This is a genomic window from Thermaurantimonas aggregans, from assembly GCF_003851885.1.
GTDB classification, from domain to species: Bacteria; Bacteroidota; Bacteroidia; order Flavobacteriales; family Schleiferiaceae; genus Thermaurantimonas; species Thermaurantimonas aggregans.
Genome location: NZ_BHZE01000007.1, coordinates 97,481 through 116,690, shown reverse-complemented (window position 1 = coordinate 116,690; position 19,210 = coordinate 97,481). Strand labels below are relative to the sequence as shown.

Annotated in this window: 16 protein-coding genes; 13 read left to right on the top strand and 3 right to left on the bottom strand. The window is 45.8% G+C overall.

Annotated elements, in window-relative coordinates; translation table 11 throughout:
* A partial coding sequence (locus tag EIP89_RS11585) for a hypothetical protein (protein WP_218019330.1) occupies window positions 1-199 on the top strand: 199 nt, incomplete at its 5' end.
* Between the two features lie 21 nt (window positions 200-220).
* On the opposite strand, the gene EIP89_RS05115 is transcribed toward EIP89_RS11585, so the two are convergent.
* The gene (locus EIP89_RS05115; protein WP_124397585.1) at window positions 221-1,723 is read right to left on the bottom strand and encodes an AAA family ATPase; all 1,503 of its coding nucleotides are present in this window, start codon (window positions 1,721-1,723) and stop codon (window positions 221-223) included.
* A 2-nt stretch (window positions 1,724-1,725) separates the two neighbouring features.
* Entirely contained in the window at window positions 1,726-2,829 is a 1,104-nt protein-coding gene (locus EIP89_RS05110; protein WP_124397590.1) for a vWA domain-containing protein, read from the bottom strand.
* A 570-nt stretch (window positions 2,830-3,399) separates the two neighbouring features.
* On the opposite strand from EIP89_RS05110, the gene EIP89_RS05105 reads away from it, so the two are divergent.
* The 4 genes from EIP89_RS05105 (at window position 3,400) to EIP89_RS05090 (ending at window position 10,016) form a co-directional block, all read left to right on the top strand.
* Window positions 3,400-5,721, top strand: a complete 2,322-nt coding sequence (locus EIP89_RS05105; RefSeq protein WP_124397584.1) for a T9SS type A sorting domain-containing protein — start codon at window positions 3,400-3,402, stop codon at window positions 5,719-5,721.
* 53 nt (window positions 5,722-5,774) lie between these two features.
* Window positions 5,775-7,406, top strand: coding sequence for a T9SS type B sorting domain-containing protein (locus tag EIP89_RS05100; protein WP_160160523.1), 1,632 nt, complete (start codon window positions 5,775-5,777; stop codon window positions 7,404-7,406).
* A gap of 326 nt (window positions 7,407-7,732) precedes the next feature.
* Window positions 7,733-8,290 (top strand): T9SS type A sorting domain-containing protein, encoded by a 558-nt coding sequence (locus EIP89_RS05095; RefSeq protein ID WP_124397582.1) that lies wholly within the window; start codon window positions 7,733-7,735, stop codon window positions 8,288-8,290.
* Between the two features lie 427 nt (window positions 8,291-8,717).
* On the top strand, window positions 8,718-10,016 hold the full coding sequence (locus EIP89_RS05090; RefSeq protein WP_160160522.1) for a T9SS type B sorting domain-containing protein: 1,299 nt from the start codon (window positions 8,718-8,720) through the stop codon (window positions 10,014-10,016).
* A gap of 204 nt (window positions 10,017-10,220) precedes the next feature.
* Here the strand turns inward: EIP89_RS05090 and EIP89_RS05085 are convergent, their stop codons facing one another.
* The gene (locus tag EIP89_RS05085) at window positions 10,221-13,010 is read right to left on the bottom strand and encodes an alpha/beta hydrolase family protein (RefSeq protein WP_124397580.1); all 2,790 of its coding nucleotides are present in this window, start codon (window positions 13,008-13,010) and stop codon (window positions 10,221-10,223) included.
* A gap of 101 nt (window positions 13,011-13,111) precedes the next feature.
* On the opposite strand from EIP89_RS05085, the gene EIP89_RS05080 reads away from it, so the two are divergent.
* From EIP89_RS05080 to EIP89_RS05050, 8 genes are all read left to right on the top strand, one after another.
* Entirely contained in the window at window positions 13,112-13,948 is an 837-nt protein-coding gene (locus tag EIP89_RS05080) for an ion transporter (protein WP_124397579.1), read from the top strand.
* Between the two features lie 90 nt (window positions 13,949-14,038).
* Window positions 14,039-14,170 (top strand): hypothetical protein, encoded by a 132-nt coding sequence (locus EIP89_RS11690; protein WP_262607408.1) that lies wholly within the window; start codon window positions 14,039-14,041, stop codon window positions 14,168-14,170.
* Window positions 14,171-14,191: 21 nt separating this feature from the next.
* The gene (locus EIP89_RS05075; RefSeq protein ID WP_124397578.1) at window positions 14,192-14,518 is read left to right on the top strand and encodes a hypothetical protein; all 327 of its coding nucleotides are present in this window, start codon (window positions 14,192-14,194) and stop codon (window positions 14,516-14,518) included.
* Between the two features lie 16 nt (window positions 14,519-14,534).
* Window positions 14,535-15,599, top strand: coding sequence for a hypothetical protein (locus EIP89_RS05070; protein WP_124397577.1), 1,065 nt, complete (start codon window positions 14,535-14,537; stop codon window positions 15,597-15,599).
* A complete protein-coding gene (locus EIP89_RS05065) occupies window positions 15,589-16,005 on the top strand; it encodes a hypothetical protein (RefSeq protein WP_124397576.1) in 417 nt (138 codons plus the stop codon). The genes EIP89_RS05070 and EIP89_RS05065 overlap by 11 nt, the downstream gene beginning before the upstream one ends.
* Before the next feature lie 107 nt (window positions 16,006-16,112).
* Entirely contained in the window at window positions 16,113-16,277 is a 165-nt protein-coding gene (locus EIP89_RS05060) for a PspC domain-containing protein (protein WP_124397575.1), read from the top strand.
* An 8-nt stretch (window positions 16,278-16,285) separates the two neighbouring features.
* Window positions 16,286-17,188, top strand: a complete 903-nt coding sequence (locus tag EIP89_RS05055; RefSeq protein WP_124397574.1) for an SDR family oxidoreductase — start codon at window positions 16,286-16,288, stop codon at window positions 17,186-17,188.
* 67 nt (window positions 17,189-17,255) lie between these two features.
* Window positions 17,256-19,133, top strand: a complete 1,878-nt coding sequence (locus tag EIP89_RS05050; RefSeq protein WP_124397573.1) for a sodium-dependent transporter — start codon at window positions 17,256-17,258, stop codon at window positions 19,131-19,133.
* Window positions 19,134-19,210: the final 77 nt, after the last annotated feature.

Below are 19,210 nucleotides of genomic sequence, written 5' to 3'. Positions count from 1 at the left end.
AAAGAAATGTCCTTCGTTTTTGTTAAAGTTAAGGTTATTAAAAGCGGCCGAAGGCTGCTGCCGCGTGAGGTGCCTGGAGGGTGACGGCGAAGCCGGCAGTGCGCAGCGCAGCGAAGCACCGAGCGAAGAGCGAGCCCGGAAGGGATCGACCCCCGGCGAAGGTGCTGAAAGCACCGTGCCGGGGGGCACGCCCAAATAAAAAAAAAAAAAAAAAAAAAAATTATGATTCGTCGAGGTCGTTGGCAGAGGTCTTCAGAAAGTTAGAGTACAAGTCGCTGAAGGTGTAGCCACGGATGTCTGGTTCGCGGTTGAGCTTGTTGTACTCTGACAAAGCCCAGAGGAGCATCTCGGCGTAGAAGTAGAGTTCGGCAGGCGGGGTTTCTTTCAGATAGGTGCGCACATAGTCGAGCAGGCCAGGGACGCTTTCGAGCTGTGAGCGGTACTCCTCTTCGCGCTGATGGGTAGAGAGAAAAACTTCGTTTCCGCGACCAAACCATCGGATGATTTTGTTTAAGGGGTTGACCTCGTCGGTGGCTTTGAGTTTGTCAAGGGCAGGTAAAGGTGTGGATTTTAGTAGGGTTTTAACGGCGGTACTAATAAGATTTTCGGCTACGATTTCGGCTCCTTCTTTTTCGCCTTCGTACACGAGCTCTACCTTGCCTGTGATGGCGGGTATTACGCCTTCGAAATCCACTAGTCTAGAGGTGGTACTCGATTGACCAGTCTGGATTATTCTTAGTTCACAGGTGCTATAGAGGTTTTCGAGGGCAGAGATGGTGAGGCGTGCTGATACGCCACTTTTGGCATCGACATACTCTGATCGGCGCGCCTCGACGGCGATTTGCTCGAGCAGCGTGGAGGCTACTGGCAGTACGGTTACATTATGACGTTGGAAGTCGGTGATGTGGGCTTCTTGAATGGTGATGCGCTTGGAGATTTCTATGTCAAGCGGGTAGTGAGTGAGTATTTGTGAGCCGATGCGGTCTTTGAGAGGTGTGACGATGGAGCCTCGCTGGGTGTAATCTTCGGGATTGGCGGTGAAGACAAATTGGATGTCAAGTGGCAGGCGGATGTTGAAACCGCGGATTTGGACGTCGCCTTCTTCCAGAATGTTGAAGAGGGCTACCTGAATGCGGGCCTGCAGGTCGGGCAATTCGTTGATGACGAAGATGCTGCGATGGGCGCGAGGTATCATGCCGTAGTGGATTACGCGTTCGTCGGTGTAGGGCAAGCGCAGATTAGCAGCCTTGATGGGGTCGATATCGCCAATGAGGTCGGCTATAGTCACGTCGGGGGTGGCGAGTTTTTCGAAGTAGCGCTCGGAACAGTGCATCCAGGCAATGGGCGTGTCGTCGCCGGCTTCGGCTATAAGCTGTCGGCTCAGATTGGTGATGGGGTTCAGGGGGTCTTCGCGCAGCTCGCTGGTGGCTATGTAGGGGGTGTATTCGTCCAGAAGGCGAGTCATCAGCCGAGCTAAGCGGGTTTTGGCCTGGCCCCGCAAGCCAAGTAGGTTGATGTTGTGACGGCTGAGCAGGGCCCGATAGAGCTGAGGAAGCACCGTGTGCTCGTAGCCGTGGATACCTTCGAACACATTCCGCTGCTCGCGAAGGGCCTTGATAAGGTTATCGTGTATTTCGTCTTTAATGGACTTGGGGCGGTATCCGGCTGCCTTGAGTTCGCCCAAAGTTTTGATTTTTAGCAGTTCTGTAGAGGTATTTTGCATGTTCAGAGTTTCCTGGTTCGGTTTTTTTCGAAGTCGTCGAGGATGATTTCACCCAGATTTCGGAGGCCTACATAGAGGGCTTTTCCTTTGTTGGCCTGCGTAAATTTCTTAATAAACTGCTGCAAGTACGGATCGCGGGCGATCATAAAGGTGGTAATTGGTATTTGTAGCCGGCGGCATTGTGCAGCCATATTGAGACAGCGGCCCACGATATAGTCGTCGAGGCCAAAGCTGTTTTTGTAGTACGAGCCATCGCTTTCTTTCAGGCACGAGGGCTTGCCATCGGTGATCATAAAGATTTGTTTGTTTGGTGCTCTGCGCTTACGCAGGATGTCCACAGCCAGCTGCAGGCCGGCCACCGTATTGGTATGGTAGGGGCCTACCTGCAGGTAGGGAATTTCTCCTACGCTGATGGGCCAGGCGTCGTCGCCAAATACGATGATATCGAGCGTATCCTTCGGGTAACGAATGCGAATCAATTCACTGAGCGCCAGTGCCACCTTTTTGGCCGGGGTAATGCGATCTTCGCCATAGAGGATCATGGAGTGCGAAATGTCGATCATGAGCACGGTGCTCACCTGTGAATTGTGAAACGTTTCTCGCACTACCAGGTCATCCTCCCGTATCTGGAAGTGGTCTATGCCCGAATTGCGCTGTGCATTCAGCAGGCTTTGGTGCATGTCGATGGAAGTAATTGGGTCGCCAAAGGCGTAGGGTCGGAGGTTTTCAGCCAGTTCGTCGCCAGTACCAGCCTTTTTTGTGCGGTGATTGCCAGAGGGCGTCTTTTTTAGCTTGCCGAAGATTTGCTCGAGGGCATTCTGTCGAATCAGCTGCTCCATTCGAGCTGAAGGCACCTGCTGTATGCGGCCGTCTGGGCGAATTTCTTCGCGCAGCATGCCTTTTTTCATCAGGTCTTCCAGAAATTGGTCCGTCTTGTAATCCGGGTCGCCCGAAATATCGTACTGCTTGTCGAGCTCTCGCAGCCAGTCAATGGCCTCATTGACATCGCCCGAAGTGTAAAGCAGCAGCTCTTTGAAGACGTCCATGTACTTCTCGAAAGGAGTCTTCTCCCTACCCGTGTATGGTGAAAAACGAACACCCCGCATCATCTCAAAAGCTGAACGAATATAAGCCTTGAAAGTTTTAAAGAAGGTAAGTACTTATGATTTTTTGGTCGTGCCCCCGGCAAGGAGCTTTTGGCGCTTTCGCCGGGGTCGGTGTGCTCCGATGGGGGCGAAGAGGCTGACAATACTGAAAGTTTTCGTCAGTTCCGCTGTGGCTCCCGTGCTTCGGTTCGACTTCACTTCGGCTTCGCACCGCGCTCTGGCGCGCCCTCCGCATGCTTCACGCGAAGCGCGTCAGAGCCACGCACTAAGACTTAAACTTAAAACCCAACTAAAACCAGAACCCCTTTAACATCCATCAGCAAGTTCTGCGGGAAGCAACTTCGCCTCATCTTTGCACCCAAAAGGCGGAGAGAGTCGCAGATACCGACAAATCTCCCCTGAGCTTTTGTCGGTAGTGGGGCCAGGGAGTCAGTATAAAAAAGCTTTAGAAAAACACATTTTGCACACATTTACACCTACTTACCCTGAAATTCTTCATAGAAACTGTTAAAAAAATTTTGCCATTTTAAATTTTCGTTTAATTTTGACCTGCTAACTACAAAACTCATCATGTATGAAAACAACTACTACTCCAGCTCACCAGCTCACCAGCTCACCAGCTCACCAGCTCACCAGCTCACCAGCTCACCAGCTCACCGCAAACTGGCTAAGGTAATAACCCTATGGGCCATGCGACTAAGTGTATGCATATCTTCTTTGACGCTAACGGCCCAATATGCCGTAATTCCGGCTTCTAATGGCTCCAACGTAGTGGGTTCAGCATGCGGAAGTAGCGCCAACTTCATCATTTTGAATCACAATCCATTTATCGGTGCGGTTATATCTGTTACGCCAGTTGGCTTCACCATAGGTGGATTTAATTTTAACACAACGAATGGCTCTCTTGAATTAACTGGCGTTACAATTACTAATCCAGGATTGTCAAATAATAATTTATATTCATTCGAAGTAGATTATTTTGATCCTATAACATGGATTATTTATCATTTAACCGGCCACATAGCCGAGTGTTGCAATCCCTCTTCCGGTGCCACATTCGCGTTGGTGCACCACACAGTAAGTCAGAGTGGTATTATGCCACCGGGCACATATGTGGGAGAAGTCATCGATGTGTACGGAGATGTCACCCTCGATGGCGATTACTACTTTCAAAACTGCATCTTCAATATGGCCTCTGATGCCCGGCTGATTCTGACCAGTGGTCCAAACTTCTTTTTTGACCAGTGCCATGTGCGCAGTTGTGACGGCATCAATCGCTGGGATGCCATCCACATGGACAATTCGGACATTGAGGTACACATTTTCGACAGCTACATCGAGCACGGCATTCGCGGGGTGTGGATTGAAGGCGGTGGAGTGGCATACATACAGAAAAACCACTTTTCTAACAACGTGATCAGTTTGACCACCCAAGACTATAACGGCTCACCGACAGATATTCTCTTTTCCGACAATCTGATTGACATCTATGAGGAAGGCTTCTCCGGCGTAGCCATGCATCAGTATTCAGCTGTGAATCTAACCCCTTATAGCTTCATCAATCCTCAGCTAGCGGTATATCATCAGGGAGTAGCCATCGTGCACAGTAAAAATGTGCATATAGGCTATCCTGGTATGGGGGTCAACCACTTTCATGTGATGACAAACACGGAAAATCCCATCATATACATTACCGACAATTCTGAAAACATACATCTGCTCAACAATGAGTTCTATAGAGGAAACATCGGTGTAGCTTCACGCGAATCTGATATACATATTGGCTCAGCCTCAGGGCCGAATGTCTTTTTTGACCAGGCCATATACGGAATATTCACAGAATCCTCCTCCCACAACATCCATTACAATACCTTCACAACAGGTGAAACAGCGATGTTTCTCCGCAATATACGATATATCCCGGAGCATCAGATCACCCACAATGAGATATCCGACTATTCTACCGGACTAAAAGTATCTACTAATCTCCAGCACTACACCCGAATGCTGGTACACTACAATACAATGAACACCGTAAAAACGCGGGGGATTGATGTCGTAGGTTTGCTCAGCGACCCCAACTGGACGCAGGACAAACGCCTGCACATCAACTACAACACCATCATAGGCGACAATTCGTTTACAACCTTCGAAGGAATCAAACTCACAGAAACCGAAAACGCCATCATAGGCGATAACCATATCGAGCATCTGGCTTCGATAAACGACTGCGATATGAATGCATATTACGGCATTCGTCTGCACCGAGCGCTCAACACCTGGGTATCGTCCAACACCTTAGAAAACTTATGCTACGGCCTCTACGGCAGCGACAATCTGCTCTTCACCCGTATTGAGTGCAACGATTTCATTACCACCTTTGGCATCTACTTCGACCACGTAAACATCGGCAACATCGGCTCTCCCGGCCAAACAGCCAATAACAGGTGGATTAACAATAATGGGTCAGTTAAAATAGATGGTTCTTTGATGAACAATTCTCCAATCCCCTATTACTATTGGAACAGCAGTCAGGGTGGAGATTACGATCCAGGTAGTAATCCAACTGTATTCAATCCGATCAATAATGCGACGTTGTATTCTTGCATATCAGCCCCTGCATACCGCCCGCTTGAAGCTGCTGAGCAAGCAAATCCTGATATACAGTTCTACCCAAACCCCTTTACAGACCGACTTACTCTTCATAGCAATGGTTATTCGTTGACAGATATATCCTTATACAATCTGCATGGTCAGCTTGTATTCCAAAAAAATCAATTGAACCTAAACGAACAGGTAGTACTCCACCTGCAAGACCTGCCGGCGGGTATTTATATGCTCTCTGTGCAGCAAAACAGCCATCAAAATGTGTATAAAGTTGTTAAGCAATAAACAAATAAATGCCGGATGAAACGCTTCATCCGGCTTTTAAAAAATCAATGCCGATGAAAAGGTATGTAGTACTTCTTTTTCTAAGCATATATGCCCTCACCAATGCGCAAAATCTGATTCAAAATCCCTCATTTGAGGAATTAGACAAACCGTGTGCCGGCGCTTTTGAATGTCCATTTTTAAGACTTTCCTTGAGATTCTCTCACTCCGGCTCATGGATAAAAAATTGGTATAACTTTACAGATAATCGCTACAATATTTTTTACGATGGATCGGATGTTTTGCGCAATGGGAAATTTCATGAATTTAACACAACGCATCCAGATTTTTTTTTATACAACTCCAATGGTGTACCCATACCACAATCAAGAAAAGGAATTACACATTTGGCATTACTTGTGCATTTTAGATATGCGGCTGTAACTGCAAGCGGCATTTGTACCAGACTTCCACATAAAGACATTTATCATGGTTTGGTCGGAAATAAATTAAAAGACACCGTCAAAACAGGGGATTATTGCGGATTTTTCTATGCCCGGGCCGATAGTAGAAATAATTTCCGGTTTAAAAGCATAGGCATCTTTTTGAAAGATGATACCCTGTATCAGCCCTTCGGACCGAATGTTCACTATACAAATGCAGATCTTCCATCGATTGGCCATGTAGTCCTTATCAACGACTCAGCTTCTATAAATCAATCATCGGAATGGAAGAAGATTTCGTTTAAGACAACCATCGCCAATGGAAATTACACGATGTTCTACCTTGGGTGGTTAGAGCCGAATATAAACGATAATTTCAGCTCAGTGGTTGATTCCACAAGTAGTTTGGTTATACTTCGATGCGGTTCAAATCAAATACCGTTAGTGTTTTCTTCTATGCTCTACATCGACGACGTGCATTTTTTCCGGTGCAGCGATACGGTCTTCAGCGTGCATCTGCCACCGGATACGACCCTGTGTGAGGGTGAGTCGCTGACCATCACCCCCACGGTGGTGGACAGCCTCTACGCCCTGGAAAACGATACGCGCTCCTACCTCTGGAGCACAGGCGATACCACCCCCACCATCACCGTCACCCAGCCGGGCAGCTACTGGGTGCGGGTGACCATCGACGGGGAGTTTTCGGCCTGGAGCGATACCATCACGGTCAGCTACATCAGCGACTTCACCACCACGGCACTGCCGCACCCCGATACGATCTGCGAGGGGCTGTCGGCGCAGTTGGCCGTGCAGGTGCCTGCCGGTGTGCCGGGCATCACCACGGTGTGGAGCACAGGCGATACAGCCTACGCCATCACCGTGCAAGAGCCGGGCACCTACACAGCCTACACCTTCAACCAGTGCTTTGCCCACACCGATACCTTCCGCCTCTACACCCGCTTCTGCTGGGACAAGGAGCAGCCCTTCACCACCCTCTACATCCCCAATGCCTTCACGCCCAACGGCGACGGGCGAAACGACTGCTTCGAGGTAGTGGGCGATAACCTGGGCAGCTACCAGATACAGGTCTTCAGCCGTTGGGGTGAACTGGTGTACCAGAGCGACGACATCAGCCAGTGCTGGGATGGCACCCACCGCGGCCGCCCGGTGCCCGACGGGGTGTACCTGTACGTCATCCGCCATACCGACCGCCACGGCAATCCCATGCCCATCCGCCGGGGGGAGATACGGCTGTACCGGTGAGGTTGAGTGGGTGAAAGATTAAAGGGGGGAAGGCAATAGACTTTTTCAACAACCGATGCTATATCAACCCCTTTCAAACAAAACCGCCTTTTTGCTTCGTTCTCTGAGCTGCCCAAAAAAAGCCGAAGTAAAACACACCTGTCTTCTGCCCTCTTGTGCTCTATTCGCCTGACACCCCCCCTGAGGTATATGCATGTACCGCAAAAAAAATTTTGTCGTTTTAAAATTTCTTTTAAATTTGACGTAGTGACGCCAGAAATGCCTGCATGTGAATATAAATAATACCACTCATCGCAAACTGGCTAAGGTAAATAACCCTATGGGCTATGAATACAACGTGTACATCCCTACTACGCCATAGCATCTACTTCGACCACGTAAACATCGGCAACATCGGCTCTCCCGGCCAAACAGCTAATAATAGGTGGATTAATAATAATGGGTTTACTAAAATACGTGGATCATTAATGAATTCAAATCCGATAATACTCTATTACTGGAACAGCAGTCAGGGTGGAGATTATGATCCAAATCATAACATTTCCCCCCCTAATTCTTTTGATGATATTTCAAACGCGACCCTCTACTCCTGCATATCAGCCCCTGCATATCGCCCGCTTGATCAAGTTGAATTTTCATCTTTTGATTTAGCCGTGTATCCCAACCCCTTTTCGGATGCCTTACATATGAGTTTTTCTGATGCTAAAAAAACAGATTTCGAACTATATATTTATAATTCTTTGGGTCAGGTTGTTTATCGAACATCCGGAAGTGTTTTAGAGCAAAACACCACACTCCATCTGTCCCATTTGCCGGCCGGTATTTACATTCTTGCTTTAAAGGCAAACGATGACACGAAGTCCATAAAACTGGTAAAAAACTAAGAAAATAAAGGACTGAAACTTTCCCATGGTTTCAGTCCTTAGTTAAAAAAAATCTTTTATGATGAAATCCTTCATAAAAAATATTAGTTTATACCTGCTGATATTCGACGCTGTCGTTGCCCAGAATCTCATTCCCAATCATTCTTTTGAGTTAACAAATGGAACCTGTCCCTCGAGTTTTAATTGTCCTTTTTTAAGGGGAAGACTAGGATATTCATACAATGAAAATTGGAAATGGGTATTAAATTGGTATAAAAATATTGACGTTAATTATTATAACACAAGTTATAATTTTATAAATTCTGAAATTTTGAGGAATGGTACTTTTTCAAATGTCAATTCTTTTTTTCCAAATTTTATACAATATTCTTCAGGTTATCCAAATTATATTGTAATTCCCCAACCCAGGACAGGTGATACATATCTAATGATGATAAGCACTCTTTCTTATGAGCGTCAAATTCCATTTTGTCTTCCTACTACAAATAGGCTTACACCATATAGAATAGTTGGTGTGAATTTGAAGGATACAGTGAGAAATGGAGAATATTGCGGCTTTTTTTATGCACGCTCAGACCACAGAAATCCGTTTCGATACAAGAATTTCGGAATTTTTCTCAAAAGCGATTCTTTATATCAACCATTTGGCCCGAATGTCATTTACACAAATGCAGATTTGCCGAATTTAGGACATGTTATTATCATCAACGATTCTGCATCCTTAAACCAATCAGACGAATGGAAAAAGATTTCCTTTAAAACCACCATTACCAATGGAGAATACACAATGTTGTACTTAGGTTGGTTTTCACACCCACTAGATAATGCATTTTCTCATGTTATTGACTCAACTTCCATTTTAGCTTACGGCAAATGCTATACTTTAAATTATGTATTAGTTCCTTACGGATATTCGGCATTGCTCTACATCGACGATGTGCATTTTTTCCGGTGCAGCGATACGGTCTTCAGCGTGCATCTGCCACCGGATACGACCCTGTGTGAGGGTGAGTCGCTGACCATCACCCCCACGGTGGTGGACAGCCTCTATGCCCTGGAAAACGATACCCGCTCCTACCTCTGGAACACAGGCGATACCACCCCTACCATCACCGTCACCCAGCCGGGCAGCTACTGGGTGCGGGTGACCATCGACGGGGAGTTTTCGGCCTGGAGCGATACCATCACCGTCAGCTACATCAGCGACTTCACCACCACGGCACTGCCGCACCCCGATACGATCTGCGAGGGGCTGTCGGCGCAGTTGGCCGTGCAGGTGCCTGCCGGTGTGCCGGGCATCACCACGGTGTGGAGCACAGGCGATACAGCCTACGCCATCACCGTGCAAGAGCCGGGCACCTACACAGCCTACACCTTCAACCAGTGCTTTGCCCACACCGATACCTTCCGCCTCTACACCCGCTTCTGCTGGGACAAGGAGCAGCCCTTCACCACCCTCTACATCCCCAATGCCTTCACGCCCAACGGCGACGGGCGAAACGACTGCTTCGAGGTAGTGGGCGATAACCTGGGCAGCTACCAGATACAGGTCTTCAGCCGGTGGGGTGAACTTGTTTATCAGAGCGACGACATCAGCCAGTGCTGGGATGGCACCCACCGCGGCCGCCCGGTGCCCGACGGGGTGTACCTGTACGTAATTCGCCACACCGACCGCCACGGCAATCCCATGCCCATCCGTCGAGGGGAGATACGGCTGTACCGGTGAAATTAAGTGGGTGAAATTTTAAGGTAGTTGGACAAAGGTTATTTAGTTCCTGTCGTAAATTTTCAGAACATAGATTTTTCTCAGATTTATTGTTATTCAGGTTTTTAGCTGTTCCTTGGGGAAGGAATTTTTTAACCGAAGAAGGAAAAATCTTCTTCTTTATCATTACTTGACTTACCACACGACGAACTGAAGGACAAAGCCTTACAGGCCTTTTCGATGAGCAGGTATGCCGTCTTTCATCCATGTGGGCATTGGTTCACCTTTCAGGAAGTGGTTGTAAAATTCCAACGTTCTCAGGGTCAGGTCTTTCATGTTTTTGAGCTGTGTGAGATTGTGGTCTTCCTTATTGTAGATGAGCATCCATACAGGTTTACCCAATCGCTTAAGTCCCATAAATAGTTCGATACCCTGATAGTAGGGTACAGCTCCATCCCGGTCGTTGTGCATGATGAGCAGGGGAGTGGTCACATTCGGGAGATAGAAGAGCGGACTGTTTCGGATGTATGCCTGGGGATCGTCCCACAGGCTGGCACCGATGCGGCTTTGACCCTCTTCGTACTGGGTGATGCGGCTGTGTCCGGTTCCCCAGCGAATGCCGCCGTAGGCACTTGTCATGTTGGCCACAGGCGCACCGGCGAAGGCGGCCTTAAATCGGTTAGTTTGTGTGATGATGTAGGCTGTCTGATATCCGCCCCAGCTTTGTCCATTGAGACCGAGGCGGGAGCTATCAATCTGTGGCCATCGCCTAAGGGCTTCGTCCACAGCAGCGTTCACACAGCGAAGGCCGTCCTGGCCGGGATTGGATGTGCTGTATGTGATATCGGGAATAATAACAGCATATCCGTGCGATACATAGATCATGGAATTGATGATGCTGCGGCTGAAGCGGGGTGCATAGTGCCGGTGTAGATTGTCGGAGCTGCGCTCATAGTAATAGACGATGGCCGGGATTTTATCCCGTTGTTGTTCATCAATGTACACCAGTCCGCGCAGTTGCACTACCGAATCGTTGCTTAGCCGTACGCTGTACGTGAAGGATCGGACATTTCCCCGCCTTTTGCCTTCGTATTGACTTCCGGTATTGGTCCACTTTTTAATACGAGCAAGGTCTGTGCTGATGGTTTGAATCTCCGGGTAGTTGAGGTAGCTTTCTTCGCGCAGGAGCAGCCATTGACCGTATTCTCCCCCTTGCAGGCGGTGGAGGGCTTTGTTTAGCTTACGTCGATTGCTGACAAGGTTGTTTGTTGTATTAAACGATATCAGGGTTTCTTCCAATGAATGCAAATTTCGCTGCAGGAGATATACGTTTTGGCTATTTTCACCTATGTAGTGTTCACGGCGATACACAGGTTGGTAGCGCACGGAATGATTGGTATCTGAGAAAGTCGTAAGCAGTATGGTCTTTTGCTTTCCTTCGGGGTCGGCTGCGTAAATATGGTGGCGATCATACAGCCACACCCTGCTGTCGTTAGCCGTGAAGCCTGCTTTGCCGTAGGCCGGTGGGGGTGATGGCACATCGTGATCGAGGTCGTGCCACTGGGTGCCGATGTCGGCAGCTATGGTATAGGTGCGCTGGTCGCGGATGCGAAATACTTTCCAGCGAAGTTCACTGCGGTCAAACCACAGCACATATTTAGCCGAAGGCGACAATTCGGCCAAAGCTCTCAGATTGCTCACCACATTTACGCGTTGGCCGGTGGAAGCATTCACCAGGAAGTAGGTAAACTCATTGGGAAATTCCCAGTTGCGACCGGCATCGAGACCAGCGTTGCGGGCTGTAAGTATCCACGGTTGATCCACATCGGTACGGTAGTAAGCCATCTCTTCGGGTGTCTGTGTCAGATAAATAGGTTTGTTTCGCCTCAGATCGTAGAGTACAGTGATGCCGGCGGCTTTCAGTTGATCGGTATTGGCCAGTTGCCAGGTCATCAGGTAGTAATCGGTGTGGGTGTAGAGGTCAAATTCAGGCTTTTCGTCATCGGTTTTGGTGGTGTCGGGTTTTTCGTGAAGAGGTCGGTCGGTGTAAAGGGTAAGATACAAGCGGTTTTCTGATTCAGAAAATGTCCATCGGCCGTAAGAGTTAAAGTACTTTCCGTTGAGAAGCGTATCTGAAAAGACTTTTCGATACACATTTTTTCTCAGTTCCATCAACGTCCAATGCCATATGGCCGGGTCTGCGACACTGTCGGATATACTTAGCCATGATAGGTAGCTTCCTTTATCAGAGAGCAGAAGTTTCTTGTAGTCAAATGCGGCAGAGTCCAGCAGTTGTACAGTTTTGGTCGAGGCGTTATACAGGTACATCGCCTTGCGTTCAGAGCCGGTTTCAGGACTTTTTTGTGTGAAGAGTAATCTCAGGCCGTCGGCTGATTCAGCTACATCAGCTGCATAACCCACAAAGGTCGTATCGCCGTTAGACAAATGAAGGCAGTAGAGAGGTTTTTCCTTGGGTTCTTTGGGCTTTTTAGTTGGTGTGGCTGCACTGTCAGTTGAGGTCGAGTCTTTGACCGGTTCCGGACGCTTAGCAGTAGTGAAGTAGGCATATTCTGCTGTTTTATTGGGAAAATAGAGCTTTTCAATTTCACCTACAGTATCAATTTTAAAAGTCGATGAGATTCGTATTAAGATGTCTTTGGGCCATTTGTCTTTGGATTTTTTGGCGAGCTTGGCAGCTCTGATGTCCTGAAAGGTCGGTTTTATTACAGCTAAAGCATACGTGCCAGATTCGTTAATATACACCTTGTCAGCGCGCTGGAGTGTGATGGTGTCGCGGGTATCGTTGTTGAGCAAGGTGATGGTGGCATCGCCTTCCACCGGAGCAGACTTCCAGGCCATCAGGCGGCTGTTTTTGCTTATGGTTTCCTCTGAAATATGGCGGAAGTCCGCGATGTCGTCCATCGAAAAACTTCCGGCAGATCGGGGCTGCGCTGAAAGATTAAAAAGTGAATTATAATAAAGGATAATCAAAAATGACAAACGAAATACATTCATCAGAATTCAATTTTTAACTGTCTACAAATAACGCATACACTGCCATATCACAGAGCTATATATTCGAAAAATGATATTTTTGGAGGTGAAATAGAGAAATTATGTACAAAAAATATAAGAAAATTCAGCGGTATTTTGCCCATTTGCTGGAGCCAGGCACGGCGGAGTCGGGTCTGGCCAAAGCAGTCGATGTGTTTATTACGATCATTATTCTGCTTAATATCACGGCGTTGGTCATCGATACAGTGCCGGATATTCCCTTTTTCTACAAAGAGAATTTTTACTTTTTCGAGCTGTTTACGGTGGTTGTGTTTACGCTCGAATACGTATTGCGCATTTGGATTGCACCGGTCACCGAAACATATGCCGGCAGTCGTAGTCCGCGGCTGCGCTTTGTGACGAGCTTCTACGGGCTAATCGACTTGCTGGCCATCATGCCCTTTTATTTAAACTACATTTTAGGATTAAACTACTACTTCTTAATGGTTTTTCGCCTTTTCAGGCTTTTTAAACTGTTCAGATATTTTACGGCTCTACAGCTGTTGGGCAGGGTTTTTCGCGCGAAATTTCAGGAGTTGTTTTTTGCCCTGTTTTTCATCATCATCATGTTGGTGTTAGTATCCTTTGCCATGTATTATGTTGAAAATAAGGCTCAGCCCGATGTATTTCGATCCATTCCGGAGACGATGTGGTGGGGCATCATTACGCTTACTACAGTGGGGTATGGCGATATGCACCCGATTACGCCGTTGGGCAAGTTTCTCGGAGGCATCATAGCCCTGATGGGCATTGGTCTATTTGCCCTGCCGGCAGGTATTTTGGCCGGTGGCTTCAGCTCTGAATTACAAAAAATAGCAGATGCCGAAAAGCAGGAAAAACAAAAGAACATCTGTACCTGCCCTCATTGTGGGAAGGAAATCCATGTTGATGATCTTTAAAATTAAGCAACATTTAACATAAATAATTTTGACAAAAGAGAAACGTTTTTTTTAGCCTGCAAATTCTATTAACCAAAAAACATGTATGTCATGAAGAAAATTCTTACCTTTTTAGGATTTGCGTTTATTATGAGTTGCTCTAAGGAAAATGTCGAAAATCAATCGCCTTCTGCACAACACGATGGTCCGAGGTGGAGAACGTATTTTGAGTATTGGAATTAAGATTTCAGTGGAAAATTGCAATTGTATTTTGCCGACTGTATCGGATTCACTGGAAACTGTTTGCCCGATGTAGAGGTGTGGGCTGACCGACTTGATGGTATTGTAGAGTTACATTCTACAAATAATCTAAGAAATCTCTTTTTATCAGGGGAATATGATGACGTTTGGCCTGACATGCCCCAGGAGGTATTGGATGCAGCTTTGGATGATTCCAATCAATTTCATTTGACCCCTTACGGTGAATCAACGGAAAATAAAGTTCTAATTATTTTGCCGGGGAATGTAACTTTGGATGACTACACTGAAAGCGATGTATTATATGCCCTACCTCTTATCAAAAATCAGTAAATAAACAATGTCCGGGATGAGAATCTTCATCCCGGTTTTTTTATTATTCGGTACCTGTTTGAGCTGTCAAGAAAAGGATATTCCAATATCCGAATTTGATTTCACAAAATGCGAAGAGATTTTAACTCTTCCTGAATTGGAAGCCGGTCATGCCAAATCAATCTTTCTACTTAAAAACAACAATCAATTACAGGTAGTACATAAGATAGGTGATTCTTTGGTAATTTACAGTGAAAATGACAGCTTTTCCATTGACCTTACACCCATTAAAAATCAGATAGCTAAACCAAAGGACTTTTATCAGAATTATGTATTATCTAATGGATACTTGATACTATCAGATCAGATTAAAAATCGCATTTATTTAATGAATTTGTATGATTACGAAATCAAAAGTTTTGACTTGCGTAATCTGAAAGACCATTATGTGAAGGAAGTAGTATTTTTCAATGCCGACACATACTTTGATGAAAAAAATTTAATAACCCCAGTATTGCCAGTTTTGTATCCGGAAGTAACGCATCCAATGACTATAAAAAATTTTCCTCCGCTTGGAAATTTTGTGTTCACGGATACTTCAGTAGTTCTTAATGGTTTTATTGGTAAATATCCTTCCGAGTTTTTCAAAAAATATTATGCGAATTTTTCGACTTATTTTACACCCATTGCGGAACATTCATTTATTGTTTCCTTCCAACGCTCGCCAAACATTCTAATTGGTGAAGTTCGCAATGGAGATACACTGTATCGAGAAGTAAAACTTTCGCCAAAATATAGTGTTCGGAGCCTTCCAATCAAAGAAAAATATACGCGTAAAGAAGAAGTTGAAATTCATAAAAACACCATTAATTTCGAAAAAATGTATGTTTTGAATGAGAAAACGGCAGGTAGGTTTTTAAATAATATGAAAGAAGAAAGAATGGAATTTGTAACGTATGATTTACGTACATGGAAGGTAAAAAATCACTTTAAAGTAATGCGATTTATTAATCGCCCATACATCATCGACGGTGACGTGTACATCATTGCAAAGCCTAAAGACCATGTTAAAGTATTTCGCATTCCAAAAAATGTCCTTTAAATATTTAATTTTCGTAGCTTTTCTTACTTCTTGTTCGTTCTTCAAAAAATCCGTATTCGAAATTCCGGAATTATATGCACACTATCCGGATAAAAAAGTGTATATTCTTGTGCCGGAGCCATATTGCAATGGATGCATGGTGCGTACGGAGAATGTCCTACGCTCCCTGCTGTCGCCTGATGAATATGTGTTTATAGGTTTTGGTGAGCATAGACCTTTTCTAAGAGAAAACGAACATTTTTTTGAAATAACAGAAAACCAATATTATGCCTCTGCAGAATATGATTATCTGATGTACGCGTATTCCCGAATTGCCGGAGATAAACCTGTAAAATTTCCTTTAGACACGGAAGAGTCGTTTGAAGAATTGAGGTCGTTAATAAAAAAAATTAAGGCAAGTAATTAGCGTTTTTCCAGGGTGAAAAAAACACAATAAGACTCTGCTACACTTTAAAATTCTGATTTTGCTTTTATCCTGTACTTTTGAAAGCCGGTAAAACCAGATTTTCCTTTATGAGAGATACAGTCTTGCTCGGTGTGTGTAGTTGGCTGGCCCGCCGATTTGACCTTGATACCCGCGGTGTGCGCATTGCTTTTGTCATCGGGGCACTTCTTTCGTTTGGAACGGTCATCATTGCTTACCTAATTCTCGCCCTTGTAAAACCCAAATACGAATAATCACAGCCATGAAAATTCTCGTAACCGGCAGTAATGGCCTGCTTGGCAATAAAATCACGGATCTGCTAAAAAATCACCCTGAGCACACGCTCATCAATACTTCGAAAGGCATAGACCGCTATCCGCAGCCGGGCGGCTATATCTATGAAAGCATGGACATTACCGATCGGGAAGATGTCTTTAAGGTTATAGCCAAACACAGACCCGATGCCATCATCAATACAGCGGCTATGACCAATGTGGACGCATGCGAAAAAGACCCTGAGGGCTGTCGGCGATTGAATGTAGAAGCCGTGCGCTATCTAACAGAAGCCTGCCGGCAATACGACATCTACCTCGTGCACATCAGCACCGATTTTATCTTTGATGGCACCAATGGTTTGCTGGCTGAAGATGCCTTGCCCAATCCGCTGAGCATTTACGGCCATTCGAAACTCGATTCTGAAAAGATTGTACTCTCAGCCGGCATTCGCGCTTCCATTTTGCGCACCATTTTGGTGTATGGTTATGCACCCGGCTTATCGCGCACCAATATTGTGCTGTGGGCCAAAGGAGCGTTGGAAAAAGGTCAGCCCATACGCGTGGTCAACGATCAATTTCGTACCCCTACATTGGCTGAAGATCTTGCAAAAGCCTGTGTGCTGGCCGTTGAAAAACAAGCTAATGGCATTTACCACATCTCCGGCAAAGACTACATGAGTATTGTGGACATTGTATATGCTGTGGCCAAATTCTGGAACTTAGATGCATCCATCGTAACACCTGTGGACTCTGTGACACTTGGTCAGCCGGCCAATCGCCCACCTCGCACCGGATTTATCATTGATAAAGCGCGTCGTGAGCTTGGCTACGAGCCTCACTCTTTCATGGAAGGGCTTGCTGTGGTGGACTCTTGCTTAAAAAAAGCATAAAAATAATTTTTTCTTCCCGTAATACGGGTTTTATTTGCACGGTGTGTAATCGACAACTATTCGTGGAATGAAAGCAGAATCGTGGGGTACACGATTAGGCCTTATATTGGCAATGGCAGGCAATGCCGTTGGATTGGGAAATTTTTTGCGCTTTCCGGTACAGGCTGTTCAAAACGGTGGGGGCGCTTTTATCATACCTTATTTAGTTTGCTTTTTGCTGATGGGCATTCCGCTGCTTTGGGTGGAGTGGTCGGTTGGCCGGTTTGGCGGTAAGAAGGGTATCCACTCTACCCCTTTCATACTCGATGCTATGGATCGTCGCCGGTTTTGGAAGTACATCGGTGTATTTGGCATTTTTACCAATATAGCCGTGGCCAGTTATTACTGCTACATCGAGAGCTGGACGCTTTCATATGTATTTCATTCCATCATCGGCACATTTCGCGGCATGTCACAAGCTGAGGTAGCACAGTTTTTTGTAGATTACACCGAGATCGACAAGACCACCCTTGGCATTCCCTATGAAGCCATTGTGTTTTACATTCTCTGCCTGGCGCTGAACACCTGGATTCTTTCTCGCGGACTTGCCGGAATCGAAAAGGTTGCCGTGGTCGGCGTGCCCTTGCTGTTGATTTTTGGCGCTTTTCTGGCCTTTCAGGGTCTTACCTTAGGCACTTCAGGTGCCACACCCGAGCATCCGGACGCCAATTCTTGGGAAGGCATCAATTTTCTCTGGACACCACAGTACGACAGCCTGCTCAACCCAAAGGTGTGGCTGGCAGCTGCTGGACAGATCTTTTTCACCCTTTCTGTTGGAATGGGCACCATACAGTGCTACGCCAGCTATGTCCGCTCCAAGGAAGACATCGCCCTCAATGCCACCTCTGCCGGATTTACCAATGAATTTGTGGAAGTGGTACTCGGCAGTCTGATTGTAATCCCAATTGCAGCCGGCTACCTCGGCATCGATTGGGTGAGAGAAAACGCCGGATTTGGCATGGCTTTTCAAACGATGCCTTACTTGTTTGATAAGTGGGGGGCATTGTTGGGAGCCATTGCCGGGGTGTTTTGGTTTGGACTGCTGTTTTTTGCTGGTATCACTTCATCGCTGGCTATGGGTACGCCCTGGGTGGGCTTTATGCAAGACGAATTTCGCTGGACGCGCGAAAAAGGAGCCCTGTCTTTTGGCCTAATTATCCTCGCTTTCGGACTACCCACAGTATTGTTTTTTCATCAAGGTGTTTTCGACGAATACGACTATTGGGGAGGGACCGTTTCGCTGGTTATTTTCGCTTTGATTGAAATCATTCTCTTCGCCTGGATTTTTGGCATTGACAAAGGGTGGGCCGAACTCATGGAGGGTTCCGACATCAAAGTGCCCATTGTGTATAAATACATCATAAAATACATTACCCCGGTGCTGCTGCTTTTTGTATTTCTGGGTTCCTTCATCTCGCCACCTGTTGAAAAGCGATTTGTGGCTTCTAAATCAGATGAAAAAATCACCGAAAATCTGATTGCGTATTTGGAGCAAAACGGTTTTGAGCAGCGATCAACCGATCAAAGGTGGATTTTAGTAGCAAGTGCCGAAAATTTTTCAAAGACCTTTAAAAACATTGTCAAATTTGAAAAAACACTCTCAGCCAATTTTAATGTAGAAAATACACATTATTCACTATCTGATTTTCAAGATTGGAAAGGCAATTTTTTAGGTCTTTTTAGGGGTGAAAAATGGAAATTAGATAATAATTCACTGATCTCTAAAATTAGCAATAGTAACATCGAAGAAAAAATTAAAAAAGCATCCAGTGACCAAGAAATTCAACAACTTAAAAAGCAAAAATTTTATGCTAATTTCTCTAGATTTTTGCTTTCAATCATGTTTCTTGGAATTGCCTTTTTGGTACACATTGCACATAGAAAACGCAAAAGAGCCATGTTATGAACACTTCTGCTCTAATTTTTATGATTACTACTCAGGTCCTCATTACGGGAGTAACTTTGTATTTATATATTAAAGTA